Raw genomic sequence first — 26710 nt, 5'->3', positions numbered from 1 at the left:
GATGGTAGGAGCATTCGACTACGCACCGGCGATCGTACTGCTACCGTTCCTCTCGTTCTGTCTCGCGGTCGGGGTCGCCCTCTCCGGGCGGGACCTGCTGCCCAAGGGCGGCGCCCTCCCGGGGATCGCGGCCACCGCCGGCTCCCTGCTGCTCTCCGCATGGGTGTTCCTCACCGTCAGCGGCGGCGAGACGTACAACGAGACGATCTACACGTGGGCTGCGGGGGCGGAAGCCACCGGCAGCCTGAGCCAGCCGCTCGAACTCACGTTCGGGCTCCTGCTCGACCCGCTGTCGGCGATGATGCTGCTCATCGTCTCGCTGGTCGCGCTGCTGGTCCACGTGTTCTCGCTCGGCTACATGAACGACGAGGGCGAGACGGGCCTCCCCCGGTACTACGCCGGGCTGGGCCTGTTCACCGCCTCGATGCTGGGGTTCGTCGTCGCCGACAACCTCCTGATGGCGTTCATGTTCTTCGAGCTGGTCGGGCTCTGCTCGTACCTGCTGATCGGCTTCTGGTTCCGCCAGTCCGGCCCGCCCAGCGCGGCGAAGAAGGCGTTCCTGGTCACCCGCTTCGGTGACTACTTCTTCCTGATCGGCGTCGTCGCCGTCTTCGCGACGTTCGGGACGGCGGCGTTCGCGGGCGAGGAATCGTTCCCGCACCTGGCCGAACAGGCGATCCAGGGCGAGGCGACGGTGAACACGTTCCTCGGCCTCGAGCCGACGGCGTGGTTCACCGTCGTCGGCCTGCTGGTGCTGGGCGGCGTGATCGGCAAGTCCGCCCAGTTCCCGCTGCACACGTGGCTGCCCGACGCGATGGAGGGTCCGACCCCCGTCTCGGCGCTGATCCACGCGGCGACGATGGTGGCGGCCGGCGTCTACCTCGTCGCCCGGATGTACGGGTTCTACGCGCTCTCGCCGACCGCGATGGCGGTCATCGCCCTCGTCGGCGCGTTCACCGCCCTGTTCGCGGCGTCGATGGGGCTGGTCAAGAGGGAGATCAAGCAGGTGCTCGCGTACTCCACCATCTCCCAGTACGGCTACATCATGCTGGGGCTGGGCGCCGGCGGCTACGTCGCCGGCACGTTCCACCTGCTCACCCACGCGTTCTTCAAGGCGCTGCTGTTCCTCGGCGCCGGTTCGGTCATCATCGCGATGCACCACAACGAGGACATGTGGGACATGGGCGGCCTGAAGGACCGGATGCCCGTGACCTACTACACGTTCCTCGCGGGCTCGCTCGCGCTCGCGGGCATCGTGCCCTTCGCCGGCTTCTGGTCCAAGGACGAGGTGCTCTACGAGGCGCTCGTCCACGGGCTCGGCACGACGAGCGGCCTCGGCACCGCGCTGCTGGTCGCCTACGGCATGGGCCTGATCGCGGTGCTGTTCACCGGCTTCTACACGTTCCGGATGGTGATGCTCACCTTCCACGGCGAGCCCCGCACCGAGACGGCTCGCGAGGCGACCGAGCCGGGTTGGAACGTCAAACTCCCGCTCGTGGTCCTGGGGATCCTGGCGACGACCGTCGGGTTCGTCAACATGGTCCCGGTCAAGGACCTGACCGGCGCGGAGATCGACTTCCTGCACAAGTGGCTCTACGGGACCGAGGGTGCCGGCTGGGCCGAAGCGCTCGGCACCAGCGGGTACAACTACCACCACCTGCTGGTGGCCGACTACGGCGCCGGCATGACGGCGGCGGCCCTGCCGTCGTACCTCGTGGGACTGCTCTCGCTGGCGCTCGCACTCTTCGGCGCCGGCGCGGCGTACGTCCTCTACGGCGGTACCGACCCCGACCCCTACACCGACAAGCTGGGGGTCCTCAAGGACGTGCTGTACAACAACTACTACCAGGACGAGTACCAGGTCTGGCTCGCCGAGGGCGTCGTGCTCCCGCTGTCGAAGGCCGCCGACGTGTTCGATCAGGCGGTCGTCGACGGCGTGGTCAACGGCGTCTCCAGCGTGAGCCTGTTCGGCGGTTCCCGGATCAAGCGGATCCAGGACGGGCTCGTGACCCACTACGCCGCGATGCTCACCCTCGGGCTGACCGTGTTACTCGTCGGCTTTGCGATCTACGGAGGGTGGTTCTGAGATGATCATCGAGACGCTCATCGGCTTCACGTTCGTCGCCGCGCTGCTCACGCTCCTCGTCCCGGACGAGGTCGCGAACCGCGTCGGCGCGGCGCTGAGCCTCGTCCCCCTCGTGGGGACGCTCTGGATGTGGGCACAGTTCGACGGGAGCGGCAACGCCCTCGCGGGCGGGACGCTATCCTTCGAGACGAAGTTCGACCTGCTGACGCTGTCGGGGTATCAGGTGCAGTGGTTCACCGGCGTCGACGGCATCAGCCTGCCGCTGGTGGTGCTGACGGCGTTCCTCACCACGCTCGCGATCGTGAGCGCGTGGACGCCGATCGACGACCGACAGTCGCAGTTCTACGGCCTGATGCTGTTCATGGAGGCGAACCTGCTGGGGATGTTCACCGCGCTGGACTTCTTCGTCTGGTTCGTCTTCTGGGAGGCGACGCTGGTGCCGATGTACTTCCTGATCGGCGTGTGGGGCGGCCCGCGCCGGAAGTACGCCGCGATCAAGTTCTTCGTCTACACGAACGTCGCGAGCCTGCTGATGTTCGTCGGCTTCGTCGCGCTCACCTTCGGCGGCCTCGGTGACAGCATCGACACGCTGTCGCTGCCGGAGGTCGCGATGGCGCTCGACGCCGGCGGCAACGTGAGCTCGTTCATGGGGCTCGCCCCCGGGACGCTGAAACTGGTCGCGTTCCTCGCGATGTTCGTCGGGTTCGCGGTGAAGGTGCCCGTCGCGCCGCTGCACACGTGGCTGCCGGACGCCCACGTCGAGGCGCCCACGCCGGCGTCGGTGATGCTGGCGGGGGTGCTGCTGAAGATGGGGACGTACGCGATGCTGCGGTTCAACTTCACGATGCTGCCCGATATCGCGTCGGATCTCGCGATCCTGATCGCCGCACTCGGCGCGTTCTCGGTGATCTACGGCGCGATCCTCGCGCTGGCACAGGAGGACCTCAAGCGCATCGTGGCCTACTCGTCGGTGTCGTCGATGGGCTACGTGCTGCTGGGCCTGATCGCCTTCACCGAGTTCGGCGTCGCGGGCGCGACGTTCCAGATGATCGCCCACGGCCTGATCTCCGGGCTGATGTTCATGGCCGTCGGCGTCATCTACAACACGACCCACACGCGGATGGTGGGCGACATGTCCGGGCTGGCCGACCGGATGCCCGTCACGGTGGGCATCTTCGTCGCCGGCGCGTTCGGCTACATGGGGCTGCCCCTGATGGCCGGCTTCGCCGGGGAGTACTTCATCTTCGTCGGCTCGTTCCACTCGACGGTGATCCCGAGCGCGCCGCTGTTCACCGCGGCGGCGATGTTCGGCATCGTCATCGTGGCGGGCTACCTGCTGCTCGCGATGCAGCGGACCCTGTTCGGGCCGTTCGACCTCGACGCCGACTACGAGGTCGGTCCCGCCCCGTTCCACGACGTGGCGCCGCTCGCGGTGCTGCTGCTGGCAGTCATCGCGCTCGGCGTCGCCCCTGACCTGTTCCTCGACATGATCCTGAACGCGATCGCCCCGCTGGTCGGAGGTGGTGCCTGATGGTGACGGCACCGCCGCTCACCCCGACCTTCCTGCTGGGGCTCACGGCGCTCGCGGTGTTGACCTACGACAGCGTCTGGCCCGACTCGACCGACGGGAGCGTCCTCACGGGCATCTCCGTCGTCGGCTCGCTGGCCTCGCTGGCCGCCGCGGGCTGGTTCCTCACCGCCGGCACCGGGCTGGCGACCGACGGCGTCTCGCTGTACGCGGACGCGGTCGTCGTCGACGGCATGTCGCTGTTCTTCACCGCGCTGTTCGCCGCGGTGACGATCCTTGTGTCGCTGGCGTCGTTCGACTACTTCGCGGGCAAGGAGAACCAGGGCGAGCTGTTCGGCCTGATGCTGCTGGCGGCGACGGGGATGTCGCTGATGGCGAGTGCGAACTCGCTGGCGACCGCCTTCGTCGCGCTGGAGCTGGTCAGCCTGCCGTCCTACGCGCTGGTCGCGTTCCTGAAGAACGATCGCGGGAGCAGCGAGGCCGGCCTGAAGTACTTCCTGATCGGCGCGCTCTCCTCGGCGATCTTCGTCTTCGGCGTCTCGCTGATCTACGGCGCCACGGGCTCGCTGCTGCTGCCCGACGTGGCGGCGGCGTTCGAGTCCGGGCTCGGTGACCGCGTCGGCATCGCCGGCGTCGGCGTGCTGATGGTCGCCGGCGGGGTCGCGTTCAAGGCCGCCGCGGTGCCGTTCCACTTCTGGGCGCCCGAGGCGTACGAGGGCGCGCCCGCGCCCGTCTCGGCGTTCCTCTCCTCGGCCTCGAAGGCCGCCGGCTTCGCGCTCGCGTTCCGCGTGTTCGTGGTCGGCTTCCCGCTCGGGCCCGCGGCGAGCGCCGGGATCGACTGGGCGCTGCTGTTCCAGGTGCTCGCGGTGGCGACGATGGTGCTGGGGAACTTCGCCGCGGCCACCCAGGACGAGGTCAAGCGCATGCTGGCGTACTCCTCGATCGGGCACGCCGGCTACGTGCTGATCGGCCTCGCCGCGCTCTCCGCGGAGGCCAGCACCAACGGCGACGTGATGGGCGCCGCGATGGCCCACCTGTTCGTCTACGGCTTCATGAACACGGGCGCGTTCCTGTTCGTGGCGCTGGCGGAGAACTGGGGCGTCGGCCGCCGGTTCGAGGACTACAACGGGCTGGGCGCCGAGAAGCCCTTCGCCGCGGTGGCGATGACGGCGTTCCTGTTCTCGCTGGCGGGCGTCCCGCCGCTGGGCGGCTTCTTCTCGAAGCTGTTCCTGTTCGCGGGCGCCGTCGAGGCCGGCCTCTGGTGGCTGGTCGTGATCGCGGTGATCAACAGCTCGCTCTCCCTGTTCTACTACTCCCGCGTCGTGCGGGCGCTGTGGTTCGAGGAGGGCGACCACGACCTGAGCGGCGCGCCGACGGCGCTGTACGCCGCGCTGGCGGTCGCGCTGATCGGGACGGTCGTGCTGCTTCCCGGCTTCGGGCCGGTGATCGAGACGGCACAGCAGGCCGCGACGGCGCTGTTCGCCTGACCGGCGACCGTTCCTTTTACTCGTGCAGGATACCCCGAACCGCCGCCGAGAGCTCCGTATCGCGATCCATCTTGATCCCGTCCGAGGTGGCGACGACGCTGGTCTCGCCGACCCGGATCCGGGTGACGTAGCCGTTCTCGAACGAGCAGACGGTCCGTCCCCCGTCCGCGAACACGGGCGACTGGCAGGACGCCCCCTCGGCCATGGCCTCGTGGACGGGCGCGTCGGCGCCGGGCGAGAGGTCGCTGCGGCGATAGAGCGTAGTGCTGTGGTCGGGGCCGTCGACGCTGACGCTCCGCAGTCGGTCGCCGACGACGCCCCGACAGGCGTGTTCGAGGGCGGTCAGCCGCTGGTCGGTCGTGTTGTCCGCCGATCGGGGCATGGTAGGAGTTAACAATACACACGGTAATGAATCTGTCGGCGCGCTCCCCGTTAGAGCCAAACCGCCCGGGATCCAGCCACGGGTATGCACGCACGCGTTACCGAGTTCGCCGACCTCGCGGCCGAGCGTCACGGACTGTCGATCGACCCGGTGGAGTTCCCCGAGGAGGGAACCCCGACGGCCGCCGACGCCGCCGAGGCGGTCGGCTGCGAGATCGGCCAGATCGTGAACAGCCTCGTCTTCGACGTGGGCGGCGATCCCGTGCTCTGTCTCACTTCGGGTGGGAACCGCGTGAGCGAGGCCGCGCTCGCTGCGTGGGCGGGGATCGACGAGGCCGACGTGTCGATGGCCTCGCCCGAACTGGTTCGGGAGGCGACGGGGTGGGCCATCGGCGGCGTCCCGCCGATCTGCCACGAGACCGACCTGGGGACGCTGTTCGATCCCGCGCTGCTAACCTACGAGACGGTCTTCGCCGCCGCGGGGACGCCCACGTCGCTGTGGGAAATCGAGCCCGAGCGCCTCCGTGAAGTGGCCGACGCCGAAGTCGTCGACGTGACTGAGTGAGCGTGTTGAACGGTCCCAGGTGCCAACGTTTTCGGCTAACCTAAATTTCGAAGCGCTTATGTCTGTTTAGGCTGCCCAAAACATGTGACGCAAAACCGACGACGATTCCTGGGACTGACTGCTGGGGCGCTGGCGGGCGGATTAGCGGGCTGTACCGGCGGCGACGGGACGCCGACGGGGAACGCGACGGACACCGACGGCGACGCGAGCTACACGGTCTCGATGGCGCCGACCGGCGAGGTGACGCTCGACTCGCCGCCGGAGACGGTCGCCCACTACTTCCCCGACTACGGCGACATGGCGGTCGCGCTCGGTCACGGCGACAGCATCGTCAGCATGGGGCTCCCCTCCCGGTTCCACACCGACCACTACGACGAACTCGAGGGCGTGAGCGTCGACGAGGAGTCGATGACCCCCCTCGTCGGCGACGCCGGGATCAGCAGGGAGGTGTTCTACGAACTGGACAGCGACCTCCACATGATCGACCCCCAGTGGCTGATCAACAACGGCGCGTTCAAGCTGAGCGAGGAGGACGTCGCCGAGGTCGAGGAGGAGGTCGCGCCCTTCCTCGGGAACGCGATCTTCCGGCGGACGGACGGCTGGCACGACTACCGGTACTACACGCTCTACGACGCGTTCCGGAAGGTCGCCGAAGTCCACGGGGAGGTCGACCGCTTCGAGGCGCTGCGGTCGTTCCACGACGAGTACGTCACCGAGATCCAGACCGACCTCCCCGCGGCGGACGACCGCCCCAACGCGCTCCTCTGCTTCGCGGGCGGCGACGAGCCGGAATCGTTCTACCCCTACCGGCTCACCGACAAGGGGAGCAACAAGAAGGCGTTCCGTGACCTCGGAATCGGCGACGCCCTCTCCGGCACGGGTATCGAGGGGCTCTCGGAGTCCGACCGCGGCACCATCGACTACGAGACGATCATGGAGGTCGACCCGGACTCGATCCTCCTGCGCGGCCACGAGGACAAGAGCCGCGAGGAGTTCGAGGACACCGTCCTGGCGTTCATGAAGGACGACGACGTGGCGGGCGAGCTCACCGCCGTCCAGAACGACATGGTGTTCCGCGGCGGCCCGATCTACCCCGGCCCGCTGCACCACCTGTTCCTCCTCGAGCGGTACGCGACCGGCTACTTCCCGGACACCTTCGCCGGCGAACTGTTCGACCGCGACGAACTGGCGTCGATCATCACCGAATGATCGCTGATGGCCAGTGAGACCGGGGAGGCGTCGCTCGGACTCCGTGACGCCCTGTCGTGGGTCGACACGCCGCTGGTGACCGTCTGTGTCGGGAGCCTGGCGGTCGTCCTCGCGGCGGGGCTCGTCCAGGTGAGCTTCGGCACGTTCACGATGCCGCTCTCGGCGGTCTGGGGGGCCGTCTTCGACCCGATCGTGTGGACGAACCCGCAGGTGCTACTGCGGCTGTTCCTCGGCGAGGGGCTCGGCACGGAAGCCGCAGGACTGCTCGGGCTGTCGACAGCCCCGGTCGATCTGCCGAAGGAGACGCTGATCGTCTGGCAGATCCGGATGCCGCGAGTCGTCGTCGCCGTCCTCGTCGGCGCCAACCTCGCGGTCTCGGGCGCCGTCTTCCAGGCGGTGACCCGGAACGAGCTCGCCTCGCCGTACATCCTGGGCGTCTCCTCAGGCGCCGGGCTGGCGATCCTGCTCACGCTGATCGTCTTCGCCGAACTCGCGTTCATGCTGCCGTTGATCGCCGCCGGCGGCGGGGCGGTCGCGTTCGCGCTGGTGTACGCCATCGCCTGGAAGGGCGGCACCACCCCGGTTCGGCTGGTCCTCGCGGGCGTCATCGTCTCCACGGTGTTCGGCTCGCTCCAGACGGCGCTGTTCTTCTTCGCCGACGACCTCGGCGTCGTCCAGACGGCCATCGCGTGGACGACCGGCTCGCTCACGGGCGTCGACTGGGAACAGGTCCGGATGGCCCTGCCGTGGACGCTGGTGACCGTGCCGGTGACCCTGGTCGGCGCGCGCCAACTCAACGTGCTGCTGCTCGGCGAGCGCACCGCGCGGTCGCTGGGGATGAGCGTCGAACGCGTCCGCTTCGCGCTCTCCGGCGTCGCCGTGCTGGCGGCGGGCACCGCCATCGCCGTCGCCGGCATCGTCGGCTTCGTCGGGCTCATCGTCCCGCACATGGTCCGCCAGCTCGTCGGCTCGGACTACAAGCGCCTGGTCGTCGGCTCCGCCTTCGCCGGGCCCGCGCTCGTCGCGCTCGCCGACGTGGGCGCGCGGCTGGCGCTCTCGCCCGCACAGCTTCCCGTCGGGATCCTCACCGGGCTCATCGGCGGGCCGTACTTCCTCTACCTGATGCGCCGCCAGGGCGCGCTGGGTGAACTATGAGCCTGTTCGGCATCGGTGCCGTCGGCGCCACGGGATCGGATCACGAGACGAACGCCGCGGCGTCGACGGCCAGCGACGGCGGCGACGAGCCGCCCGACCTCACCGTCGAGGACGTGGCGCTGTCCTACGGCGACGACGATCCGGTCGTCGAGACGGACAAGCTGGTCGTCCCCGCGGGCGAGGTGACGGCGCTGGTCGGCCCCAACGGGAGCGGGAAGTCGACGCTGCTGAAGGCGATGGACGCCGAACTAAACCCCGACCGCGGGGCGGTCCGGTTCGACGGCCGGCGCGTCGACGAGTACGGCACGAGCGAGCTCGCCACGCGGCTCGGCTTGCTCTCCCAGGAGAACACCGCCCCGGACTCGACGACCGTCCGGGAGCTGGTCACCTACGGCCGCTACCCACACCGCGGCTTCTTCGAGGGGCTGAGCGAGACTGACGAGGCGGCGATCGACCGGGCGATCGGGCGCGTCGGGATCGGCCACCTCGCCGACCGAAACGTCGGCGACCTCTCGGGCGGCCAGCGGCAGTTGGCCTGGCTCGCGATGGTGTTCGCCCAGGAGACCGACGCGCTCCTCCTCGACGAGCCGACGACGTATCTCGACCTCCACCACCAGCTCCGGGTGCTCGACGCGGCCCGGGAGCTCAACCGGGAGCGGGGCGTCACGGTCTGTGTCGTCCTCCACGACATCGGGCAGGCGGCCCGGTTCGCGGACAACCTCATCGCGCTCGAGGACGGGACTCCCTACGAGTGGGGCCCGCCCGACGAGGTGATCACGCCGGACCTGCTCGCGGAGGTGTTCGGCGTCGAGGCCGAGGTGGGCTTCGGGTCCGAGGGCCCGACCATCGTGCCGCGACGGGCGATCGACGACGACTGACCGTCGCTCGCGTTCCCACACGCCGAGACCGCCCTGCACAGTTTTCCCCGCGCACGCCCTCCCTTCGACCATGGCCGACTCCACCGACGATACCGTCCGCGTCTGGCTCGTCGAACGCACCTACTCCGACGACGAGCAGAACATCGTCATCCTCGTCTACGCGACGCCCGACGGCGAGCGCTACCTCCGGAAGGAGCGGGCGCTCACCTCCTTCGGCGACCACCGCGACACCACCGCCGGCATCGACGCCGACCCGCGGAACCTCGGCGAGACCGACGAAAAGCGCGAGCAGTACGCCGCCGAAGCGAAGCGCATGGCCGCCAAACACGACCCGGACGACCTGATCTGACCGGCCTCAGCAGCGCCAGCCGCGGTCAGTGTCGTTCAGTCGCTCACAGCCGTCCTCGGTGACGACCACCAGATCCTCGATCCTGACGCCGAACTCCCCCGGGTGGTAGATCCCGGGTTCGACGCTGAACACCATCCCGGGTTCGAGCTCCCGCTCGTTCCCGCCGACGATGTAGGGCTCCTCGTGCACGTCGAGGCCGACACCGTGGCCCGTCCGGTGGATGAACTGCTCGCCGTAGCCAGCCGCCTCGATCACCTCGCGGGCGGCGGCGTCGACGGATTCGGCGGTGACGCCGGGTTCGACCGCATCGACGCCGGCCTGTTGGGCCTCGCGAACCAGGTCGTGGACCTCGCGGACCTGCTCGCTCGCCTCGCCACCGAAGACGAGCGTCCGAGTCTGGTCGGAGGGGTAGCCGTCGACGCGGGTCCCGAAGTCGAGCACGACCGGGTCGCCCGGCCGGATCTCCCGCTCGCCGTGGTGGTGGTGCGGTTTGGCGCCGTCGGGGCCCGAGCCGACGATCGTGTCGAAGGAGACGCCCGTGCCGCCGTTCCGTTCGAGTGAGTCCTCGATCTCGGCGGCGAGTTCGGCCTCGGTCAGGCCGATCGCGTCCTCGCCCAGTTCGCGCAGGTCCCGAACCGTCTCGTCAGCGACGGCCGCCGCGCGCTCCATCGCGTCGAGTTCCGCCGCGTCCTTCCGGACCCGGAGGTCGCTCAGCACCTCCCTCGCGAGTCCGAACGTCGCCTCGGGAAGCGCCGTCCGGAGGTCCTGCGTGAACAGCGCCCACATCGTGTCGTCGACGAGCACCCGCCCCGTCCCGAGGTCGAGTTCGGCGGCGATGTCGGCGATCCGCGGGACTGGATCCTCGGTGTCGCCCCACGTGCGCACGTCGGCGACCCACGACGCCTCCCGGAGCTGATCGCCGTACAGCTCCGGGGCGAAGAAGACGGGCTCGCCCTCGGCGGGCACGAACAACAGCAGGTGGCGTTCCCCCGGCTCCTCGGCGAAGTCGGCGAGATACTGGAGGTTCCGACTGGGGAACAGCACGAGCGCGTCGTCGCCGCGCTCGCGGAGTCGCCGTTTCGCCTCGCGGACTCGACGCCGGAACGTCTCGGAGTCGGTCATGCGTGGGAGTACGGCGGCGGGGAGGAATAGCTGCCGGCTCCCGGCGACTACTGCTCGATCTCCATCAGGCGCGCGTCACAGTCCGGACACGCGTAGGTGTACACCTGCGCGCGGCGGCAGCAGGACTCGACGGTCCCCTCGCCGAGTTCCGGGGTCGCGCCGCAGTCCGGACAGCGTTCGACGAACAGGCGCAGGCCGGCGAGGATCCGGCCCTGCTCCTCGCGGTCGCGGGTTCCCCACTCGGGGTCGCGGTCGGCCAGCACCCCGACCGCGGCGAGATCCGCGAGCAACGCCGCCCGCGAGGGCCAGTCGGCGACCGCGAGCCCGCCGTCGGTCACGACCGTCGCGCCGTCGCGGACCTCGACGCCGGGGTCGGCGAGGTCGAGCACGTCGCCCGCGGCCGCCGCCGGCTCCCCGCGGACCGACTCGATCAGCTCGTGCCACTCGGTGGCGACCGAGTCGACGAGTTCGAGGTCGTCCCCCTCCGGCGGGTCCGCCAGCACGCCGGCGTCGAGCAGGTACGCCTCCACGTCGACGGTCTCCCCCGGTTCCGGGAGGTCGGGCGCCTTCCCGAACCAGCGGCGCACGCGGTCCGGGAGGTACCGCTTCGTGAGTTCGGGCGTTCCGGGGACGAGGTAGCCACGCAGGTAGATCGCCGCCAGCGCGAGCGCCAGTGCGGCCGTACCCGCGAGCGGGCTCGTGAGGACGGTGACGACGGCCGAGAGCGCCAGCGCGACGGCGACGTTGACTACGGTACAGGGGAGACACCGGTTCGACCCCGTGTACTCAGGTTGGCTGACTCGCTCGACGACGTCGCGGCCGAGAGTGGACATTCGTTCTCAGCAGATAGCCGGGGAAGATAAGGCTGGCGGCGGTGGAACGAACTTACTGTAGGCGCTTGGTGGTCTCGATCAGCGGGTGGCGCGCGTAGTCGACGACCGCCACGTCGTCGATGGAGGAGAGCCCCTCGTTCCGGGCGGTGTTCTCCATCCCCAGGGTCACGGGGTCCTCGGCCGCGACGACGATGACGTAGGCGTCCATCTCCTCGATCCCCAGTCGGTCCGCCGCGAGCGCGCGGTGGTGGCCGTCGGTCAGCAGGAGCAGTTCCTTCTCGCCGGTCGCGTTGGCGATGATCACCAGCGGTTCGGCGAGCCCGTGTTCGAGCTCGTAGCGTCGGCCCTCGAGCTCGTCGGCGTACACCCGGTCCTGCGTGGGAACGAGGTCGTCGAGGCGGACCCGGCGGCGCTCCTCGTGGACGTCGACGTCGTGGATGTGCTGGAGCGTCTCCATCAGTTCGCCCACCTTCTCGGGGGTGGCCCGCTCGATCTGGCTGCGAACCACGTCGGTGTTGGAGATGATCCCCGTGAGGTTGCCCGCGTCGTCGACGACCGGGAGCTTCTGGATCCCCGACCGGAGGATGACCCGCGCGGCGTCGATCACGTCCATCTCGGGGTGGGCGACCACGATGTCCTCGACCATCACGGTGAAGATCGGCGCGTCCTCGTCGGCCAACAGCAGGTCCCGGGCGGAGACGAACCCCTCGACCTCGCGGCCGTCGGTCACCGGAAACCCGTTGTGGTCGCTCTCGGCGATCCGTCGGGCCACGTCGTCGACCGTGTCGTCGGCGTCGACCGTCGCTACGTCCCGGGTCATGTACTCCTTGACCCGCGCTTTGGCACTCATCACCCCCGGTTGGGGCCGCCCGACGAAAAAGGGACAGGCTCAGGCGTCGTCCGTGTCGTCGCCACCTACCGGGTCGTCCGTGTCGGCGTCGGCCTCCGTGCTGCCGTTCGCGTCAGTACCTGCGTCGTTCGCACCGTCGTCGGCTTCGGCGTCGTGGTTCCCGGAGGGAACCGCGATCGACGCCGCGCCCTCGGGGGCGTAGTCGTACTCCAGCGTCTCGTCGGCCACCGGGGCGTCGGGGGCGTCCGAGAGCGCGTCGAAGAAGCGCTCGCCGACGACCTCCCGGACGATCTCCGCCAGCGAACCGGTTCGCTCCGGTCCGGCCGCGCCGAGGATCCCCAGCGGGATCTGCGCGCCGGCCATGTCGGCGTGCCCCCCGGCGTCGCCGATGGCGCCGAAGGCGTCCCGCAGCGTCTCCCCCAGGTCCAGGTCGGAGCCGCGGGAACGGCCGGAGACGTAGATCGTCTCGTCCTTGAACCCGTAGACGAGCGTGATCCGGACGCCCTCCATGTCCAGCAGGCGCTCGGCGGCCTGTGCCAGCGCGTCGCGGTCCCGGATCTCCCCGACACACGTCGACAGCGCGTGGTCCCGGACGGTCCGGTTCTCGATGGCCGACGCCAGCACCGACACCGTCTCGAGGGAGATGCTGGGCGATTCGATCCGCGAGAGCGTCTCGGCGTCCACGTCCGGGATCAGCGACGCCGCGGCCGCGAAGTCGGCCTTCGACGCCTCGCGGGTGAACTCCTTGGTGTCGATCCGGATCCCGTACAGAAGCGCCGTCGCGGTCTCCGTGTCCAGTGACACGTCGAACCGGTCGAGGTACTCCGTCAGCAGCGTGCTCGTGGCGCCGACGCCGCTGCGCAGGTCGACGAACGCACCGTCGACGGGGCCTCGCGGCGGGTGGTGGTCGACGACGATGTCGACCTCGGTGTCCTCGGGCAGGCTGTCGTTGACGCCCGGGCGGGAGTGGTCGACAAGCGCGATTCCGCCGTACTCCCCGATGTCGCCGGGGTCGAGCCGAACCAGCGGCAGATCGAGCAGGTTCACGAGCGCGCGGTTCTCCTGGTGACTGATCTCGCCGTGGTAGCAGGCCTCGGCCTCGACGCCGATCCGGTCGGCGAGCCGACAGAGTGCCACGGCGCTCGCGATGGCGTCGGGGTCGGGGTTGTCGTGTGTGACGACCGCGATCGGCTCCGCGGCGTCGAGCAGCGCACGACGCAGGCCACGCGCACGGTCGCTCTCGAAACCGACCGTGCGGTCGAGCACGCGGTCGGCGAGCTCCGTCGTGGGGTCGACGACGCGGTCGGCGACCGCCCGGATGGCGTCGACGGTCGCCGGGAGTGCGCCCTCGCCGGCGTAGGCGATCAGCATCGCGTCGGGGAACGTCTCCCGGGCGGCCTCGGCGACGGTCAGGTTTCGCTCGGGGTCGTCGCTGGCGACGAGGACGATGTCGGCATCGGGCGCGTGAGCCCGCGGGTCGGTCGGGTCGCCCTCGACGGCGGCGATGCTGGCCTCGCGGAGGCTCTCGGCGCGGGGTTCGTCGTCGGTGACGACCGTCGTCTCCCTGTCGGGCAACTGCTGGAGCAGGTCGAAGCCGACCGCGCCACAGCCCAGCACCAGCCGGGTGACCATACCGTCCGCTGTGGGTGAGTGCGGGAAAGCCTTACCGTCGACCGGTGCAAGCGGGGCGGCCGACGGCTGCTCACGCCGACTCGACCACCAACTCCGGTTCGGTGAGCCGCTCGCACTTGCACTCCGGACACCGGCTCGGCGCCGCGAGCGGGTCGTCGAACCGCGAGAAGCCACAGTCCGTACACGTCGGCGGTGCGACCAGCAGTTGCTCGTCGTCGTTCTCGAGCGACTTCGCGACGTGGCGGGCGTGATCGTAGACGACGCTCGTGGGCACGCCGAGGCGTTTCGAGAGATCGCGGGGCGTCGCCGGCCCCTCCCGGAGGGCGTCGACGATTCGCTGGCGGGTTGTCGCCTCGTCCATGCGGGCAGTTCGAACGGCTCGAACAAACCACTTTCCCGCCGTTGTGCGACGTCGATGGAAAAAGGGTTTACCGGGTCCCGGCTAACCCAGGGGCCATGAAGGCAATCGTCCTCGCGGGCGGGTACGCCACGCGGCTCTGGCCGATCACCCGCAATCGACCGAAGATGTTCCTCCCCGTCGGCGAGGGGACCGTCATCGACGACGTGTTCGCGGATCTGGAGGCCGACGACCGGGTCGAGGAGGTGTACGTCTCCACCAACGAGCGCTTCGCCGACGACTTCCACGAGTACATCGACGACAGCGGGTTCGAGAAACCCGTCGTCTCCGTCGAGGAGACCGTCGACGAGGACGAGAAGTTCGGCGTCGTGGGCGCGCTGGCCCAGCTGATCGACCGCGAGGGCATCGACGACGACCTGCTCGTCGTCGCCGGCGACAACCTCATCTCCTTCGACCTCGCGGAGTTCGGCGACTTCTTCCGGGGGAAAGGCACGCCCTGTATCGCGGCCTACGACGTCGGCTCGAAGGAGCGCGCTTCCTCGTACGGGCTGGTCGATCTGGAGGGCGACCGCATCGTCGACTTCCAGGAGAAGCCCGACGAGCCCAAGAGCACGCTGGTCTCGATCGCCTGCTACGCGTTCCCCCAGGAGACGCTGCCGGAGTTCGACACCTACCTCGACGGCGAGAACAACCCCGACGAGCCCGGATGGTTCATCCAGTGGCTCCAGTCCCGGGAAGCCGTCCACGCCTTCACCTTCGACGGCGCGTGGTTCGACATCGGGACGCCCGAGAGCTACCTCGAAGCCGTGGCGTGGAAGCTCGACGGCGAGAACCTGATCGCCGACGACGCGACCGTCGACGCCGAACTGGGGGAGAACGTCCACGTGATGTCCGGCGCGACCGTCGAGGACAGCGAACTCGACCGGAGCATCGTCTTCGAGGACGCCACGGTGGTCGACTCCACGCTCCGGGAGTCGATCGTCGACACGTCGAGCCACGTCGAGGGGCTGGACCTCTCGGGGGCGCTCGTCGGCGCCCACTCCCGGGTCGCCGATCGGGAGGAGTAGGACGCCGTTTCGACCGCTTTTCCTCCACGACCGTCCGAGTCGCGAGTCGAGTCTCCCTGCAGTCTCGACGCCGCTGGCGAATACGTTCGGGAGTACGTTCAGGGTACTGTTCCTTCCTGTATCGAGTATGTCGACGGACAGAGAGACGCCACCGTGGCAACAGCAGTTGCTGGACAGCGTCTGGCTCCTCGCGCTCGCCGCCATCATCTTCTGGATGCTGGCGTACGTCGTCTGGGGAATCGTTGACGTGCTGACGGTCCCGCTGGGGTGATCCACGATGGACTCACCACTCACCTCCCCCGACGGCGACTGGTGGAGCGAGAAGATCAATCGCCGTGAGTCCATCTGGCTGGGCATCAGCGGCGTGTGGGCGCTGACGCTGTTCGGCTGGATGCTCGGCTGGACCGAGTTCGGCGAGCAGAACCAGACCGGCCAGACCTACCAGGTCTCCACCGAGCGCCTCCGGGAGAAGGTCCAGGGGTACAAACGGTCGGCGGGCACCCTGACCGTCGACGGCGAGGAGCTGCTCGTCCCCGCCGGGAACGACGTGTACGTCGGGGCGCTCCAGTGGGGCTGGGACGGACTCCCGGCCGTGCTCAAGCCGGGGGAGACCTACCGGTTCCACCTCGGCTCCTACGACGTGCAACACGGGTTCTCCGTGCGCAACGCGGACAACCTGAGCCAGCAGATCTCGCTGCAGATCCTGCCGGGCTACGAGTGGGTGCTGGAGATGTCCTTCGACGACCCGGGCACCTACCACGTGGTCTGCAACGAGTTCTGTGGCGAGGGCCACCGCTCGATGCACGGGAAGTTCCTCGTGCGGGACTACGACGAGTCCGCCGTCTCGCCGCCGGCGGAGGGCGGCGACGGATCAAGTGGCGACGGCGGGAACGCCGACTACGGCGGCTGGTTCACCGGCGACGCCAGCGGCGGCGCAACCGGGAACTACGACGGGACGACCGTCGACGAGACCGGCTCCGACCAGGTCACCGTCACCGTCGGCGCCGAGGGCAACGGCGGCCCGTACGCCTTCGACCCGCCGGCCGTCTCGGTGTCACAGGGGACGACGGTCACGTTCGAGTGGGCGTCGAACACCCACAACGTGCTGGTCGACTCCCAGCCAGACGGCGCCGACTGGGCGGGCCACGAGTCGATCGAGAACGAGGGGTTCAGCTTCGAACACACGTTCGAGACGGGCGGCGTGTACAAGTACTACTGCGAGCCCCATCTCGGCATGGGGATGAAGGGCGTCGTGGAGGTGGTCTAGATGTTCGGCTTCAGCACCTACGAGTACGACGACGACGGGTTCCGCGAGTGTAACGTCACCGGCCTCACCATCCACAAGTCCGCCGAGGACATGGTGAAGCTGTACGGGTTGACCGCGATCCTCGCGCTCGCGATCGGGGGCGTCTTCGCGCTGGCGGTCGCGATGACCCGCTGGGAGCTGGTCGGCCTGCTCTCGGCGGGCGACTTCTACACGTACCTGAGCGTCCACGCCTGGAACCTGCTCATCTTCTGGATGGTGTTCATGGAGATCGCCATCCTCTACGTGGGCGGCCCGTTCGTGCTCGGCCGCCGACTCTCGCTGCCCAGCGTGGCGAAGGTCGGGTGGGTGATCATGGCGGCGGGCGCGGTGCTGGTGAACGCCGCCATCCTGCTGACCGAGTACCCAAACCAGGCGCCGCTGCTCACGTCGTACGTCCCGCTGCCGTCGAGTTGGCAGTTCTACCTGGGCGCGACCGTGTTCGTCCTCGGCGCCATCGTCGCCGCGGTGCCGTTCCTCGCGACGCTCTGGAACCACCAGCAGGAGCACCCGAGCGAGACGCTCCCGCTGGTCACCTTCGGCGCGTTCATCACGAGCGTCGTCGCGCTCGAAGCGCTGCTGGGCGGGCTGATCACCTACGTGCCGACGCTGCTGTGGCGCGTGGGCTACTTCGAGAGCCTCGACCCGGCGTTCTACCGACAGATGTACTGGATCATCGGCCACGGGAGCCAGCAGATCAACCTGCTGGCGATGATCACCGTCTGGTACTTCCTGACCCACGTCGTCGGCGGCGCCGTCGTCGCGAGCCAGAAGGTCTCCCGGGCGGCGTTCGTGCTCTACCTGTTCTTCATCAACATGGGGGCGGCCCACCACCTGATGTCCGACCCCGTCGTCTCCGCGGGCTGGCGGATGTGGAACACCTCCTACGCCGCCTACGGGGCGGTGGTGGCGAGCATGATCCACGCCTTCGCGATCCCGGCCGGCCTCGAGGTCGGTCGCCGTGCGAAGGGGAAAGCCGGCGGCCTGTTCGGCTGGCTCTGGAGCAGCCCCTGGGACGATCCGGGCTTCTCCGCGACGATCCTGAGCATCATCCTCTTCGGCTTCCTCGGCGGGATCACCGGCGTCATGATGGGCCAGATGCAGCTCAACATGACCTGGCACAACACGCTCGCGACGGTCGGGCACTTCCACGCGACCGTCGCCACCGGGACGACACTCGCGTTCATGGGGCTGGGCTACTACGTCCTCAGGCTGGTGTTCGGCCGGGACTGGTCGTTCGGCCCGCTCGCGAGGATCCAGCCGTTCCTCTACGGCGGCGCGATGGGGCTGACCGTCCTGATGATGATGTACACGGGCATCCTGTTCGGCGTGCCCCGGCGTCACCCCTCGGTGATGGACATCCCCGGGACGGCGTTCAGCTTCTCGCCGGCCAAACCGTTCTTCGTGGTGTTCGGCGTCGCCGCGATCCTGTCCATCCTCGGCGGCGCGCTGTTCGTCGTCGTCGCCCTCGCCTCGCTGCTGTTCGGGGAACCGTTCGAGGGCGGCCCGGTGGGCGACGTTCGACGCACGGCCGCCGACGGTGGCGAGGGGAAAGCCGCCCACGCCTACAGCATGCGCGGGACGTTCACGCTCTGTCTCGTGTTCCTCGGCGCCTTCGTCACGCTCTGGGCGCTGAACTGGTACCTGCTCTCGACGATCTGGCAGATCGGCCCCTGACACATGGATACCGAACTCCCTACCCACCTCTGGTCGCTGGTCAAACCGCGCATCGTGACGCTGCTGTCGGTCACCGGCGCGTTCTCGCTGCTGGCAGCCGGCGGCGCCTCGGTGGCGACGCTGGCCGGGTTCGTCGTCGCCGGCGCTTGCGTCGCCGCCAGCGCGGCGGCGTGGAACTGCTGGTACGACCGACACCTCGACCGGCACATGGAGCGAACCGCCGACAGGCCGCTCCCGAGCGGCCGGCTCGATCACCGCGTCGCCGCCGGGTTCGCGGCGACGCTACTGCTGATCGGGACCGCTGTCGGCCTCGCCCTACTGCCCGCGCGCGCGGTCGTGTACATGCTGCTCGGGTTCGCCGCCTACGTCGGTCTCTACACGGTGGCGCTCAAGCGACGCCACTGGCTCGGGGTCGTCCTCGGGGGCTCCGCGGGCTCGTTCCCCGTGCTCGCGGGCTGGACCGCCGTCCGCCCGCTCACGGTCGAACCGATCCTGATGGCCCTCGTCGTGTTCGCGTGGACGCCCGCCCACGCGTGGGCGCTGGGGTACGTGTACCGCGACGAGTTCGCGTCGGTCGACGTGCCGACGCTCCCGGTGGTCGTCTCGACGGCCCGGGTCCAGCGGGGGATCCGCTACGCGGTCTGGTCGACGGTCGCGACCGTCGCCGCCGTCGTTCCGTTCGCCGGCCCGCCGTACGCCGTCACCGCCGCCCTCGGGAGCGCGCTGTTCGTGGTCGGGTTCCGGCCGTTCCTCGAAGCCGGCACCGAACGCGCGGCGGTTCGCGCGTTCTTCACCTCGAACCTGTTCCTCGCCGTCCTGTTCGCGGCCTGGGGCGTCGGCGGCGTCGCCCCCGGACTGTCGCCGTGGAGTCAGCTCCTGTCGCTGGCGGCGGTGCCGGCCCTGTTCGTCGGGATGTGGACTGCACGACCGTCGCTTCGCGGCGTGCCGTCGTCGGTCGGCGGGGAGTGGCGCCCCGTGACCGACCGGCTGAGCGCCGGGATGGCGGCGTTCCGACTCCGGATGGCCCGGGAGTACGAACGGCCCGGGAAGGGTGAGTGACGATGGGTGACGCTCCCGTCGACGGCGAGGACGGGCCGAGCCCCCAGGAGCCGTCGGTCGGCGTTCGCGACCTCGTCGGCAACGCTTGGAGCTCGCTCAAGACGGTCTACTACGCCAACTCGACCAGCTGGCAGGTACTGAAAGCCGGCGGGCTGGTGTTCTTCGGCTTCTTCCTCTGGGCCGGCGCGAACCTGCTGTACTCGTACAACCCCTCGCTCGAGCTGTTGCGGTACCCGATGGCGTACGGGTTCCTGCTGATCCTCTACGGGCCGATCCACCACCTCGTGGTGCTTCCGCTCGCGTTCCGGTGGCGGCGGGCGACGGGCGTCCGTCAGCGCCTCGGGAAGCGACTGCCCAACGGCATGCTCGCCCTGTTTCTGGTCGCCGTCGTCGTGTTGGGGACGTTCCCGGCCGGACCGATGGTCGTCGACTTCCAGAGCGCGCTCGAGTCCGGCGGCGCCGACGTGAGCCCGGACCTGCTCTGTACGAAGTCGACGACGGAGAACGGGACCGCGGTCCACTGCCACCTGAGCGAGACCGACGGTGTCGACAGCATCGAGGTCCGGAGCGGCGACGACCGGCTGCTCGTCGACGACGATCCGCCCTACGAGTTCACCGTCCACGAGCGCGAGATGGAGACCGTCACCGGGGAGAAGCGGTTCACCGTCGTGCTCCAGGACGAGGACGGCGCGTTGGTCCGGCGGTACACCCGCCGGCTCGCGATGGTCGACGAAGGGTAGTTCAAGGCTCGAACTCGTCGTTTTCGAGTCCCCTCCGGACCGGCTCGTGCTCGGCGTCGGTCGGCGGCGGCGCCGTCACGAGCACGGCCTCCAGTCGCTCCTCGCCGGCTTTCACCCCGCGCTTCTCGCCGGCGGGCACCGTCACGACGGAGCCGGGGCCGACCTCGTGGGTCCGCCCGCCGTCGCGGACGACGCCGTGGCCCGAGTGGACGACGACGGTCACGTCGCTGTCGGGCGCGTGGACCGGGATGAACTGCCCGGGCTCGAAGTAGCCACAGACGGTCTTGGAGCGCTCGGTCTGGAAAAACCCACGCGCGGAGAACTGTTCGTCGTCGTACGTTCGCTCGGCGTCGACGCTGGTTGCCGGCATGCGTGACCCTCACGTCGCGGTCGACCTCCGCGTTGTGTCGAACACGTTCGTCAGCCGGCCGCCTGCGCCGTCGGTGCGGGAAGCCGGGTCCGCGACGGCTAAGTGTCCGGCACCGGTAGGGTCGGTAATGAGCGAGAAACGAGTCACGGTCACCTGCGCGGACTGTAACCTGTCCGAGACGTTCGACTCGCTGGGGACGGCTCGGGAGTTCGTCGAGGACCACCGCACCGAGACGGGCCACGAGCCGACGTGGCAGCTCCCCGAACTCGCCGCCGGCGTCCAGCGCGCCGGCGACGAGGCCGGCGTCTGCGGGCGCCCCGGCTGTACCGACACGGACTCGCCGCTGTATCGGGGCGAGGAGTAGCGAAAACCAAGTCGGGCCGACGGCGTCGCGATCGAGGCGTCGCGGATCCGCGGCCGCCCGCCACCGCGGGTCAGTCGTCCGACGGCGTCGATCGCTGATCCGTCGACGCAGCCTTCGGATCGACCCCCTTCCTTCCGGCGTCCCACTCCGAGAGCCCGTAGACGACGGCGTACAGCACGCCGACGCCGATCGGCAGCAGGATCAGCGGCGTGATCCGGGTCACGCCCCAGACCAGCAGCATCAGGATCGCGACGGTGATCACCGTCATCGCGTAGTAGATCTGGGTCCGCACGTGGTCGATGTGGTCCGCGCCGGCGAACGTCGACGAGAGGATCGTCGTGTCCGAGATCGGCGAGCAGTGGTCGCCGAAGATGGCGCCGCTGAACACCGTCCCGACCGCGACCGGCAGGAGCTCCGGCGTCGTGCCGCCGATGTTCCAGGCCAGCGGGATCGCGATCGGCGTCACGATCGCCATCGTCCCCCACGACGTACCGGTGGAGAACGCGATGATCGCGGAGGCGATCAGGATCACCACGGGCAGCAGCGTGGGACTGATGAACGCCTGGGCGGCGTTCGTGACGTAGATCCCGGTCTCGAGCGTGGTGGTGACGCCGCCGATGGTCCACGCCATGATCAGGATCGACGCCGCCGTCAGCATCATGCTGAACCCGTCGATCACCGTCTCCATCGCCTCCTCTAGACCCATCAGGCCGGCGATGGTGCCCGAGATGATCCCCATCGAGACCATCGTGAACGAGCCCCACAGCAGCGCGTCGACGAACGCGGCGTTGTCGACGATCTCGATGAACGAAGCGCCTGCGCCCGCGCCGGTGACGCCGGTGAAGGCGGCGCCGACGAAGACGACCGTGATCAGCGAGCCGACCGGGATGAGGAAGAACCGGAGGCTGGGCGTGTCGGTCACCACGTCGCCCAGGCTCTCCTCGGCGCTCTGCATCGGCGTCGCATCGTCGCGGAGCACCTTCCCGTCCTTCCAGGAGCGGTGCTCGGCGTCGAGCATCTCGCCGAAGTCACGCCGACTCAGCACGATGATCCCGACCATCACGACCGCGAAGATGCAGTACATGTTGAACGGGATGCTCTGGAGGAACACCGTGAACGAGCCCGGCGCCTGCCCGGAGATCCCCGCGGACTCGTACCCCTGGTCGATCATACTCAGCTGGTACACCACCCAACTCGAGATGCCGAACGTCGCCACCGGCGCGGCGGTGGAGTCGATGATGTAGGAGAGTTTCTCCCGGGACATCCGCATCTCGTCGGCCATGTCCCGCATCGTCGTGCCGACGATCGCGGTGTTGGAGTAGTCCCCGAAGAACCACAGCATTCCGAAGACCCACGTCGCCACCCCCACCTTGCGCTGGGAGTCGAGCCGGGAGGTGGCGGCGTTGGCGATGGCGAGTGCCCCGCCCAACCGCCAGATCATCGCGACCCCCGCGCCGAGGAACATCACGATCATCAGGATCTTGGCGTTGAACAGGCTCTCGCCGATCGACTGGGCTGTCCACGTCAGCGTCGTGACGACCCCGTGCCCCCCGGTGTAGATCACCGCACCGGACCAGACGCCGAGGAACAACGAGAGGATCGCCCGGCGAGTGATCATCGCCAGGAAGATGGCCAGCAGCGGCGGCAACAGCGAGATCGCCCCGAACTCGGAACTCTGCAGGGGTACTACCAACCCGCCGGGATCAACCATCGTGATCACCCCCGGAGCCGTACGCCGGGGAGCGGTCCCCGTAGTGTGCGGAACGATACCCGACGGCCGCGTACTCGGGTTCGGTTCGTAGCTGTGACATGTGTTACCTCAACCCGTGACAGCTTGTCCCTCCCGGGCAAGTGTATATAAACCCACCGGTGGCGAGAGATCGCGTCGGACGAAATCCCCGTCAGGTACCGACGTCCCGTCAGCCCAACCCAGTTCCGCTCACTCGAGCCGTGCGTCTTCGACGACGACGTGGCCGCGGGTGCCTTCCCACTCGGTGCCCAGCTCCATCGCGATCCGGCGGGCCATGTGGGGCCCGTCGACGACGAACGTCTCGAACTCCCCGCCCTCGCCCAGCACGTGGACGCCGTACTCCTCGTTGAGCGCACGCAGCTCCGACAACGCCTCCGCGTCGAGCGTGCGCCCCAGCCACGACTCGTCGAGGCCCGCGGCGGCGACCTGCACGATCTTGATCTCGAAGCCGGCCTCGAGCATCTCCTCGGCGAGCGTCACCGGGTCGCGCTGCCACAGCGGCGCGAACAGGTCGATGCCGAGGCGATCACAGAGTCCCTCGATCCGGGAGGTCTGGAACTCGCTCTCGACGGCGCCGGCGGTGACGCCGGTGAGATCGAACCCCGGCTCGTCGGCCAGCTGCTCGAGCGCAGCCTCCAGCGGTTCGAGTTCGGCGTCGCCCTGCGCGCCGGCGTCGACGACGTCGTCGGCGCCGAACGCCTCGGGTTCGACCTCGACGAGCGGGAGGCCGATGCTCTCGGCGGCGAGGCCCGCGAGGTGGGTCGCTGGCGTGTGGTACATGTACGAGTCCCCCGCCGGGTGGACGGTCAACAGCCGGCCGACGTCCAGTCCCTCCTGCCGGGCGCGATGGAGCGCCCACGCGGAGTCCTTCCCGCCCGAGAAGAGGCTCACCCAGGTCATGGCGGTTACCAGTCGATCCGCGGCCATACCGTCTCCGGTTCGGGACCGGTTCCAGCTCGGACCATCACGACGTTTTTCATGCGGGGGCAGTCACCTCCGAGCATGAGCCGGCCCGTCGCGACGTGCCGCGGAGGCGGGAGCGTCCGGAGGACGCTCCAGGAGCTCAAGCGCCGCGGGGCGCAGGTGCTCGTCATCGGGGACGTGCCGGAAGCCGTCTCCCGCCGAGCGACGCGTCGCCTGCTGGGCCACCCCGACGAGGAGCGCTACCGAGTGCTCGCACTCACCGACAGCGGCGTCGACGACGCCGCGTGGCTCCCGGGCGAGTACGCGCCCGAGGACGACGAGGTGGCGCTGATCGGCGAGCCAGATCTCCGCGGCGACGCGGTCGCCGATAGCCCCGTCCAGCCGGGACGCGCCGACGACACCGTCCGCCGTATCGACGCCCAGATCCGCGAGTGGGAGCCCGACGGGACGCCGTCGCCCGCCGTGCTCCGGGCCGGCGTCTACTCGCTCGAGACGCTGCTCGAGGCCCACGGGGTCGAAGCCGTCCGGACCCTCACCGCTCGGCTGACCGGTGCGGTCCGCCGTGTCCGCGGGGTCGGTCACTACCACCTGCCGCGGGCGCCGGACTCCGACGCCGTCGCCGACCTCGACTCCGTGTTCGACGCCCGGTTGGAGCTCCGGACCGCCGCGACGGACCCCGAGCAACGCTGGCACCTCCCGGGGCGAGGTACCACCAGTTGGGTCGCCCTCGGTGAACCGTGATCGAGTTCGAAACCGCCGAGCGCGGCCTGCGGGTCGTCGACACGGTCGAGGAGGTCGAGTACGTCGTCAACGCCGACGGCGTTTCGCCGGCGCCGGCGACCACCGACCAGTTCCCCGCCCCGATCGACGCCGCGGTCCACATCCGGACCGACCGCCTCTCACTGCCGACGGTGGTCGACTACCACCTCCGGGACGCCGCCGGCAGCGGACGCCGGGCGGTGGCCGGCGCGGAACAGTCCGTGACGGCGACGACGTTCGTGGAGGCGACGAACACGCCGATGAAGCTCTACCTCCGGATCGACCCCTTCGCGACGGTCGCCACCGCCGGGTCGGGCACCCGGATCAGCTTCGACGGCCCGTCGACGGTCCTCGTCGGCGCTCGCTCGCCCCACCGACGCCCCGCCGGCACCGTCACGGTGCCGAAGACGCCCGCCGGCGTGGCCCGCGGGGTCTCGCTGTTCGCCTCGGCGCTCAAGACCACGTCGCCGGAGCGCTCGTTCCCGACGCTCCGCGGGCATCCGCCCATGCTCGAGTTCGGCGAGGCGTTCGACGCCGACGGCATCGAACGGCCGGCCACGGGCATCGAGATCCGGGTCCCCGACGACTACGCGAGCGTGTTCAGCGTCGCACCCCTGTCGTACTACCTCGGCGCCGCCGTCCGGACCGGCGCCGCGATGCCGGAACTCGTCGCCGGCGACGAGACGGTCCCCCTGCGTGGCGAGTTGGGTGAGGCAGCGGCCGACACGCTCAGACACTGCTTCCTCCTCGACTGTGTCGCCCGGACGGAAGGGCTCTACCCGGTGTCGCTCCGGGAGCGGGCGGCGCTGGCCGACAGAACGGCGATCGACCCCGAGCGGTGGTACGAGATGCCGATCGACCGCCGGACCGCCGCCTACCTGTCGGTGCCGCGGGACGCCACCGAGGACCTGCTGGACTGGCACCTCACCGCGGACGTGGAGCCGGCGGCCCGGAACGCGGCGATCCTGCCGTTCGTCGCCGACGACCTCGCGATCGTCCGGTCGCCGACGCCGCTCGCGGAGCGATCCACGGCGACGACGGAACCCGACGAACTCGAGGAGTTCTTCCGGGCCGACGACGCGCGGGGGGCGCCCCGCGGGAGCCGGACCACACAGAACGCCCACGCGACAGCCGAGTCGGTTCGATCCCCGGTCGAAACGGACACGTACGGCCACGTCTGGGTGGGCGAGCAGTTCCCGATGGGCGCCTCGAAGCCGACCGTCGACGCCTACCGGCGACGGCTCGGCCGCCAGCCGACCGACGACAGCACGACGACGGTGACGCTGGTCTGTAACGACGAGGCGATGCTCGAGGAGATCGACGAGGAGCTGTACGGCTTCTTCGACATGCTCACCTTCGAGGTGCGGCGCCACAACGACCTGACCAAGCGGGAACTTCGGTCGGTGCTGCGAACGGAGACCAGCTTCCTCCACTACGTCGGTCACGTGGAGGACGAGGGGGTGCAGTGCGCCGACGGCTACCTCGACCTGGGGACCCTCTCGGGGACGGGCGTGGAGGCGTTCCTGCTCAACGGCTGTCGCTCCTACGAGCAGGGCCAGGCGCTCGTCGATGCCGGCGCCTTCGGCGGGGTGGCGACGCTCACCAGCGTGAGCAACGCGAAAGCGACCACGACCGGCCGGCACCTGGCCCGCCTGCTCGACGCCGGCTTCGACTTCCACGGGGCGCTGGACGTGATCCGCCGTATCCGGATCTCGCGGCAGAACTACGTGGTCGTCGGCGACGGGCGCGTCACGATCTCACAGTCCGACTCCGGGACGCCGCTGTTGCTCACCTGCGACGAGCGGGGGCCGGAGCGAGTGACCGTCACGTACCACGAGTACCCGACGGCGACGTACAACGTCGGCTCGATGACTCGCCCGTACATCGAGGAGAACGGCACGCAGTACCTCGCGGTGGGCGAGATGGCGACGTTCACCGTCACCTACGAGCGGCTGGTGGAGCGACTGAGCGATCACCGCATCCCCATCGTCGTCGACGGCGAACTCTGGTGGACGAACTCGGTCGATCTGTCGACGCTCAGGGACCGACAGTAGTCCCCTGGCCGGCCGCGACGATACCGCTGGCCTGCGAGAGCACCACCAGCATCGTGAACAGGACGCCGACCATCTTCGGGTGTTCCGCGAGGTACGCCGCCATGCTGGAACTGTTGGATTCCATGTTCCGTTCCTGAATTGAGGTGGTAAAAAATATACCGTTAAAATTCCTATATGAAACTGATGTGTAAAACGGCGAACAGCTATGAC

At 69.3% G+C, this 26710-nt stretch carries 27 protein-coding genes; 17 read left to right on the top strand and 10 right to left on the bottom strand.

Annotated features, from left to right (window positions below):
• Position 1: 1 nt before the first annotated feature.
• From nuoL to BMZ83_RS03190, 3 genes are read left to right on the top strand one after another with little or no spacing between them, the layout of a single operon-like run.
• Positions 2–2086, top strand: a complete 2085-nt coding sequence (gene nuoL, locus BMZ83_RS03200; RefSeq protein ID WP_074875565.1) for an NADH-quinone oxidoreductase subunit L — start codon at positions 2–4, stop codon at positions 2084–2086.
• 1 nt (position 2087) lies between these two features.
• Positions 2088–3617: a complex I subunit 4 family protein gene (locus tag BMZ83_RS03195; RefSeq protein WP_074875563.1), complete on the top strand. Its 1530-nt coding sequence runs from the start codon at positions 2088–2090 to the stop codon at positions 3615–3617.
• A complete protein-coding gene (locus BMZ83_RS03190) occupies positions 3617–5101 on the top strand; it encodes an NADH-quinone oxidoreductase subunit N (protein ID WP_074875561.1) in 1485 nt (494 codons plus the stop codon). The genes BMZ83_RS03195 and BMZ83_RS03190 overlap by 1 nt, the downstream gene beginning before the upstream one ends.
• A 16-nt stretch (positions 5102–5117) precedes the next feature.
• On the opposite strand, the gene BMZ83_RS03185 is transcribed toward BMZ83_RS03190, so the two are convergent.
• Positions 5118–5483, bottom strand: coding sequence for a DUF7522 family protein (locus tag BMZ83_RS03185; protein ID WP_074875559.1), 366 nt, complete (start codon positions 5481–5483; stop codon positions 5118–5120).
• Positions 5484–5567: 84 nt separating this feature from the next.
• On the opposite strand from BMZ83_RS03185, the gene BMZ83_RS03180 reads away from it, so the two are divergent.
• The 5 genes from BMZ83_RS03180 (at position 5568) to BMZ83_RS03160 (ending at position 9638) form a co-directional block, all read left to right on the top strand.
• The gene (locus tag BMZ83_RS03180) at positions 5568–6047 is read left to right on the top strand and encodes a YbaK/EbsC family protein (protein ID WP_074875557.1); all 480 of its coding nucleotides are present in this window, start codon (positions 5568–5570) and stop codon (positions 6045–6047) included.
• 84 nt (positions 6048–6131) lie between these two features.
• Positions 6132–7256 (top strand): ABC transporter substrate-binding protein, encoded by a 1125-nt coding sequence (locus BMZ83_RS03175; protein WP_074875554.1) that lies wholly within the window; start codon positions 6132–6134, stop codon positions 7254–7256.
• A gap of 6 nt (positions 7257–7262) precedes the next feature.
• Positions 7263–8411, top strand: a complete 1149-nt coding sequence (locus BMZ83_RS03170) for a FecCD family ABC transporter permease (protein ID WP_074875553.1) — start codon at positions 7263–7265, stop codon at positions 8409–8411.
• The gene (locus tag BMZ83_RS03165; RefSeq protein WP_074875551.1) at positions 8408–9289 is read left to right on the top strand and encodes an ABC transporter ATP-binding protein; all 882 of its coding nucleotides are present in this window, start codon (positions 8408–8410) and stop codon (positions 9287–9289) included. Before BMZ83_RS03170 ends, BMZ83_RS03165 begins: the two co-directional genes overlap by 4 nt.
• A 70-nt stretch (positions 9290–9359) precedes the next feature.
• Positions 9360–9638: a hypothetical protein gene (locus tag BMZ83_RS03160; RefSeq protein ID WP_074875549.1), complete on the top strand. Its 279-nt coding sequence runs from the start codon at positions 9360–9362 to the stop codon at positions 9636–9638.
• 6 nt (positions 9639–9644) lie between these two features.
• On the opposite strand, the gene BMZ83_RS03155 is transcribed toward BMZ83_RS03160, so the two are convergent.
• From BMZ83_RS03155 to BMZ83_RS03135, 5 genes are all read right to left on the bottom strand, one after another.
• Positions 9645–10760 (bottom strand): M24 family metallopeptidase, encoded by a 1116-nt coding sequence (locus tag BMZ83_RS03155; RefSeq protein WP_074875547.1) that lies wholly within the window; start codon positions 10758–10760, stop codon positions 9645–9647.
• 47 nt (positions 10761–10807) lie between these two features.
• Entirely contained in the window at positions 10808–11593 is a 786-nt protein-coding gene (locus tag BMZ83_RS03150; RefSeq protein WP_074875545.1) for a hypothetical protein, read from the bottom strand.
• 52 nt (positions 11594–11645) lie between these two features.
• Positions 11646–12443 (bottom strand): CBS domain-containing protein, encoded by a 798-nt coding sequence (locus BMZ83_RS03145; protein WP_074875543.1) that lies wholly within the window; start codon positions 12441–12443, stop codon positions 11646–11648.
• A 39-nt stretch (positions 12444–12482) separates the two neighbouring features.
• Complete coding sequence (locus BMZ83_RS03140; RefSeq protein ID WP_074875541.1) at positions 12483–14075, bottom strand: DHH family phosphoesterase; 1593 nt, start codon at positions 14073–14075, stop codon at positions 12483–12485.
• Positions 14076–14145: 70 nt separating this feature from the next.
• On the bottom strand, positions 14146–14436 hold the full coding sequence (locus BMZ83_RS03135; RefSeq protein WP_074875539.1) for a transcriptional regulator: 291 nt from the start codon (positions 14434–14436) through the stop codon (positions 14146–14148).
• Between the two features lie 95 nt (positions 14437–14531).
• On the opposite strand from BMZ83_RS03135, the gene BMZ83_RS03130 reads away from it, so the two are divergent.
• The 6 genes from BMZ83_RS03130 (at position 14532) to BMZ83_RS03110 (ending at position 20279) form a co-directional block, all read left to right on the top strand.
• Positions 14532–15500 carry a nucleotidyltransferase family protein gene (locus tag BMZ83_RS03130; RefSeq protein WP_074875537.1) on the top strand — a complete coding sequence of 323 codons (969 nt, stop codon included), beginning with the start codon at positions 14532–14534 and terminating at the stop codon, positions 15498–15500.
• Positions 15501–15627: 127 nt separating this feature from the next.
• Positions 15628–15771 carry a hypothetical protein gene (locus BMZ83_RS16725; protein WP_166623247.1) on the top strand — a complete coding sequence of 48 codons (144 nt, stop codon included), beginning with the start codon at positions 15628–15630 and terminating at the stop codon, positions 15769–15771.
• 6 nt (positions 15772–15777) lie between these two features.
• Positions 15778–16767, top strand: coding sequence for a halocyanin domain-containing protein (locus BMZ83_RS17185; protein ID WP_074875535.1), 990 nt, complete (start codon positions 15778–15780; stop codon positions 16765–16767).
• The gene (locus BMZ83_RS03120) at positions 16768–18480 is read left to right on the top strand and encodes a cytochrome c oxidase subunit I (protein WP_074875533.1); all 1713 of its coding nucleotides are present in this window, start codon (positions 16768–16770) and stop codon (positions 18478–18480) included.
• A 3-nt stretch (positions 18481–18483) separates the two neighbouring features.
• Positions 18484–19539 carry a protoheme IX farnesyltransferase gene (locus BMZ83_RS03115; protein WP_074875531.1) on the top strand — a complete coding sequence of 352 codons (1056 nt, stop codon included), beginning with the start codon at positions 18484–18486 and terminating at the stop codon, positions 19537–19539.
• Positions 19540–19541: 2 nt separating this feature from the next.
• Entirely contained in the window at positions 19542–20279 is a 738-nt protein-coding gene (locus BMZ83_RS03110; protein WP_074875529.1) for a hypothetical protein, read from the top strand.
• Position 20280: 1 nt separating this feature from the next.
• On the opposite strand, the gene BMZ83_RS03105 is transcribed toward BMZ83_RS03110, so the two are convergent.
• Complete coding sequence (locus BMZ83_RS03105; RefSeq protein WP_074875527.1) at positions 20281–20649, bottom strand: cupin domain-containing protein; 369 nt, start codon at positions 20647–20649, stop codon at positions 20281–20283.
• Between the two features lie 127 nt (positions 20650–20776).
• Here BMZ83_RS03105 and BMZ83_RS03100 point away from each other — a divergent pair, with 127 nt between their 5' ends.
• Positions 20777–21013 carry a DUF7542 family protein gene (locus BMZ83_RS03100; protein WP_074875525.1) on the top strand — a complete coding sequence of 79 codons (237 nt, stop codon included), beginning with the start codon at positions 20777–20779 and terminating at the stop codon, positions 21011–21013.
• A gap of 70 nt (positions 21014–21083) precedes the next feature.
• Here BMZ83_RS03100 and BMZ83_RS03095 read toward each other — a convergent pair whose 3' ends face one another.
• Complete coding sequence (locus BMZ83_RS03095) at positions 21084–22724, bottom strand: Na+/H+ antiporter NhaC family protein (RefSeq protein WP_074875523.1); 1641 nt, start codon at positions 22722–22724, stop codon at positions 21084–21086.
• A gap of 228 nt (positions 22725–22952) precedes the next feature.
• Positions 22953–23690 (bottom strand): diphthine--ammonia ligase, encoded by a 738-nt coding sequence (locus BMZ83_RS03090; protein ID WP_394327182.1) that lies wholly within the window; start codon positions 23688–23690, stop codon positions 22953–22955.
• 75 nt (positions 23691–23765) lie between these two features.
• Between BMZ83_RS03090 and BMZ83_RS03085 the strand changes: the two genes are divergently transcribed.
• Both BMZ83_RS03085 and BMZ83_RS03080 read left to right on the top strand, forming a co-directional pair.
• A complete protein-coding gene (locus BMZ83_RS03085) occupies positions 23766–24428 on the top strand; it encodes a DUF7504 family protein (protein ID WP_074875517.1) in 663 nt (220 codons plus the stop codon).
• Positions 24425–26500: a hypothetical protein gene (locus BMZ83_RS03080; protein ID WP_074875515.1), complete on the top strand. Its 2076-nt coding sequence runs from the start codon at positions 24425–24427 to the stop codon at positions 26498–26500. The genes BMZ83_RS03085 and BMZ83_RS03080 overlap by 4 nt, the downstream gene beginning before the upstream one ends.
• Here BMZ83_RS03080 and BMZ83_RS16710 read toward each other — a convergent pair.
• Positions 26484–26624: a DUF7503 family protein gene (locus tag BMZ83_RS16710; protein WP_166623246.1), complete on the bottom strand. Its 141-nt coding sequence runs from the start codon at positions 26622–26624 to the stop codon at positions 26484–26486. The two genes, BMZ83_RS03080 and BMZ83_RS16710, sit on opposite strands and share 17 nt — an antisense overlap.
• Positions 26625–26710: the final 86 nt, after the last annotated feature.

The organism is Halolamina pelagica, assembly GCF_900115675.1.
GTDB lineage: Archaea > Halobacteriota > Halobacteria > Halobacteriales > Haloferacaceae > Halolamina > Halolamina pelagica.
This window is presented reverse-complemented; position numbering and strand designations above follow the sequence as displayed.

Bases quoted from the DNA above. Each gene is read 5' to 3' on its own strand.
- BMZ83_RS03150 (WP_074875545.1), bottom strand. From the start codon at position 11,593: ATGTCCACTCTCGGCCGCGACGTCGTCGAGCGAGTCAGCCAACCTGAG.
- BMZ83_RS03170 (WP_074875553.1), top strand. From the start codon at position 7,263: ATGGCCAGTGAGACCGGGGAGGCGTCGCTCGGACTCCGTGACGCCCTG.
- BMZ83_RS03160 (WP_074875549.1), top strand. From the start codon at position 9,360: ATGGCCGACTCCACCGACGATACCGTCCGCGTCTGGCTCGTCGAACGC.
- BMZ83_RS03095 (WP_074875523.1), bottom strand. From the start codon at position 22,724: ATGGTTGATCCCGGCGGGTTGGTAGTACCCCTGCAGAGTTCCGAGTTC.
- BMZ83_RS16725 (WP_166623247.1), top strand. From the start codon at position 15,628: ATGTCGACGGACAGAGAGACGCCACCGTGGCAACAGCAGTTGCTGGAC.
- BMZ83_RS16710 (WP_166623246.1), bottom strand. From the start codon at position 26,624: ATGGAATCCAACAGTTCCAGCATGGCGGCGTACCTCGCGGAACACCCG.
- BMZ83_RS03185 (WP_074875559.1), bottom strand. From the start codon at position 5,483: ATGCCCCGATCGGCGGACAACACGACCGACCAGCGGCTGACCGCCCTC.
- BMZ83_RS03135 (WP_074875539.1), bottom strand. From the start codon at position 14,436: ATGGACGAGGCGACAACCCGCCAGCGAATCGTCGACGCCCTCCGGGAG.
- BMZ83_RS03105 (WP_074875527.1), bottom strand. From the start codon at position 20,649: ATGCCGGCAACCAGCGTCGACGCCGAGCGAACGTACGACGACGAACAG.
- BMZ83_RS03140 (WP_074875541.1), bottom strand. From the start codon at position 14,075: ATGGTCACCCGGCTGGTGCTGGGCTGTGGCGCGGTCGGCTTCGACCTG.
- nuoL (WP_074875565.1), top strand. From the start codon at position 2: ATGGTAGGAGCATTCGACTACGCACCGGCGATCGTACTGCTACCGTTC.
- BMZ83_RS03130 (WP_074875537.1), top strand. From the start codon at position 14,532: ATGAAGGCAATCGTCCTCGCGGGCGGGTACGCCACGCGGCTCTGGCCG.
- BMZ83_RS03190 (WP_074875561.1), top strand. From the start codon at position 3,617: ATGGTGACGGCACCGCCGCTCACCCCGACCTTCCTGCTGGGGCTCACG.
- BMZ83_RS03145 (WP_074875543.1), bottom strand. From the start codon at position 12,443: ATGAGTGCCAAAGCGCGGGTCAAGGAGTACATGACCCGGGACGTAGCG.
- BMZ83_RS03195 (WP_074875563.1), top strand. From the start codon at position 2,088: ATGATCATCGAGACGCTCATCGGCTTCACGTTCGTCGCCGCGCTGCTC.
- BMZ83_RS03180 (WP_074875557.1), top strand. From the start codon at position 5,568: ATGCACGCACGCGTTACCGAGTTCGCCGACCTCGCGGCCGAGCGTCAC.
- BMZ83_RS03100 (WP_074875525.1), top strand. From the start codon at position 20,777: ATGAGCGAGAAACGAGTCACGGTCACCTGCGCGGACTGTAACCTGTCC.
- BMZ83_RS03115 (WP_074875531.1), top strand. From the start codon at position 18,484: ATGGATACCGAACTCCCTACCCACCTCTGGTCGCTGGTCAAACCGCGC.
- BMZ83_RS03090 (WP_394327182.1), bottom strand. From the start codon at position 23,690: ATGGCCGCGGATCGACTGGTAACCGCCATGACCTGGGTGAGCCTCTTC.
- BMZ83_RS03165 (WP_074875551.1), top strand. From the start codon at position 8,408: ATGAGCCTGTTCGGCATCGGTGCCGTCGGCGCCACGGGATCGGATCAC.
- BMZ83_RS17185 (WP_074875535.1), top strand. From the start codon at position 15,778: ATGGACTCACCACTCACCTCCCCCGACGGCGACTGGTGGAGCGAGAAG.
- BMZ83_RS03155 (WP_074875547.1), bottom strand. From the start codon at position 10,760: ATGACCGACTCCGAGACGTTCCGGCGTCGAGTCCGCGAGGCGAAACGG.
- BMZ83_RS03085 (WP_074875517.1), top strand. From the start codon at position 23,766: ATGAGCCGGCCCGTCGCGACGTGCCGCGGAGGCGGGAGCGTCCGGAGG.
- BMZ83_RS03110 (WP_074875529.1), top strand. From the start codon at position 19,542: ATGGGTGACGCTCCCGTCGACGGCGAGGACGGGCCGAGCCCCCAGGAG.
- BMZ83_RS03120 (WP_074875533.1), top strand. From the start codon at position 16,768: ATGTTCGGCTTCAGCACCTACGAGTACGACGACGACGGGTTCCGCGAG.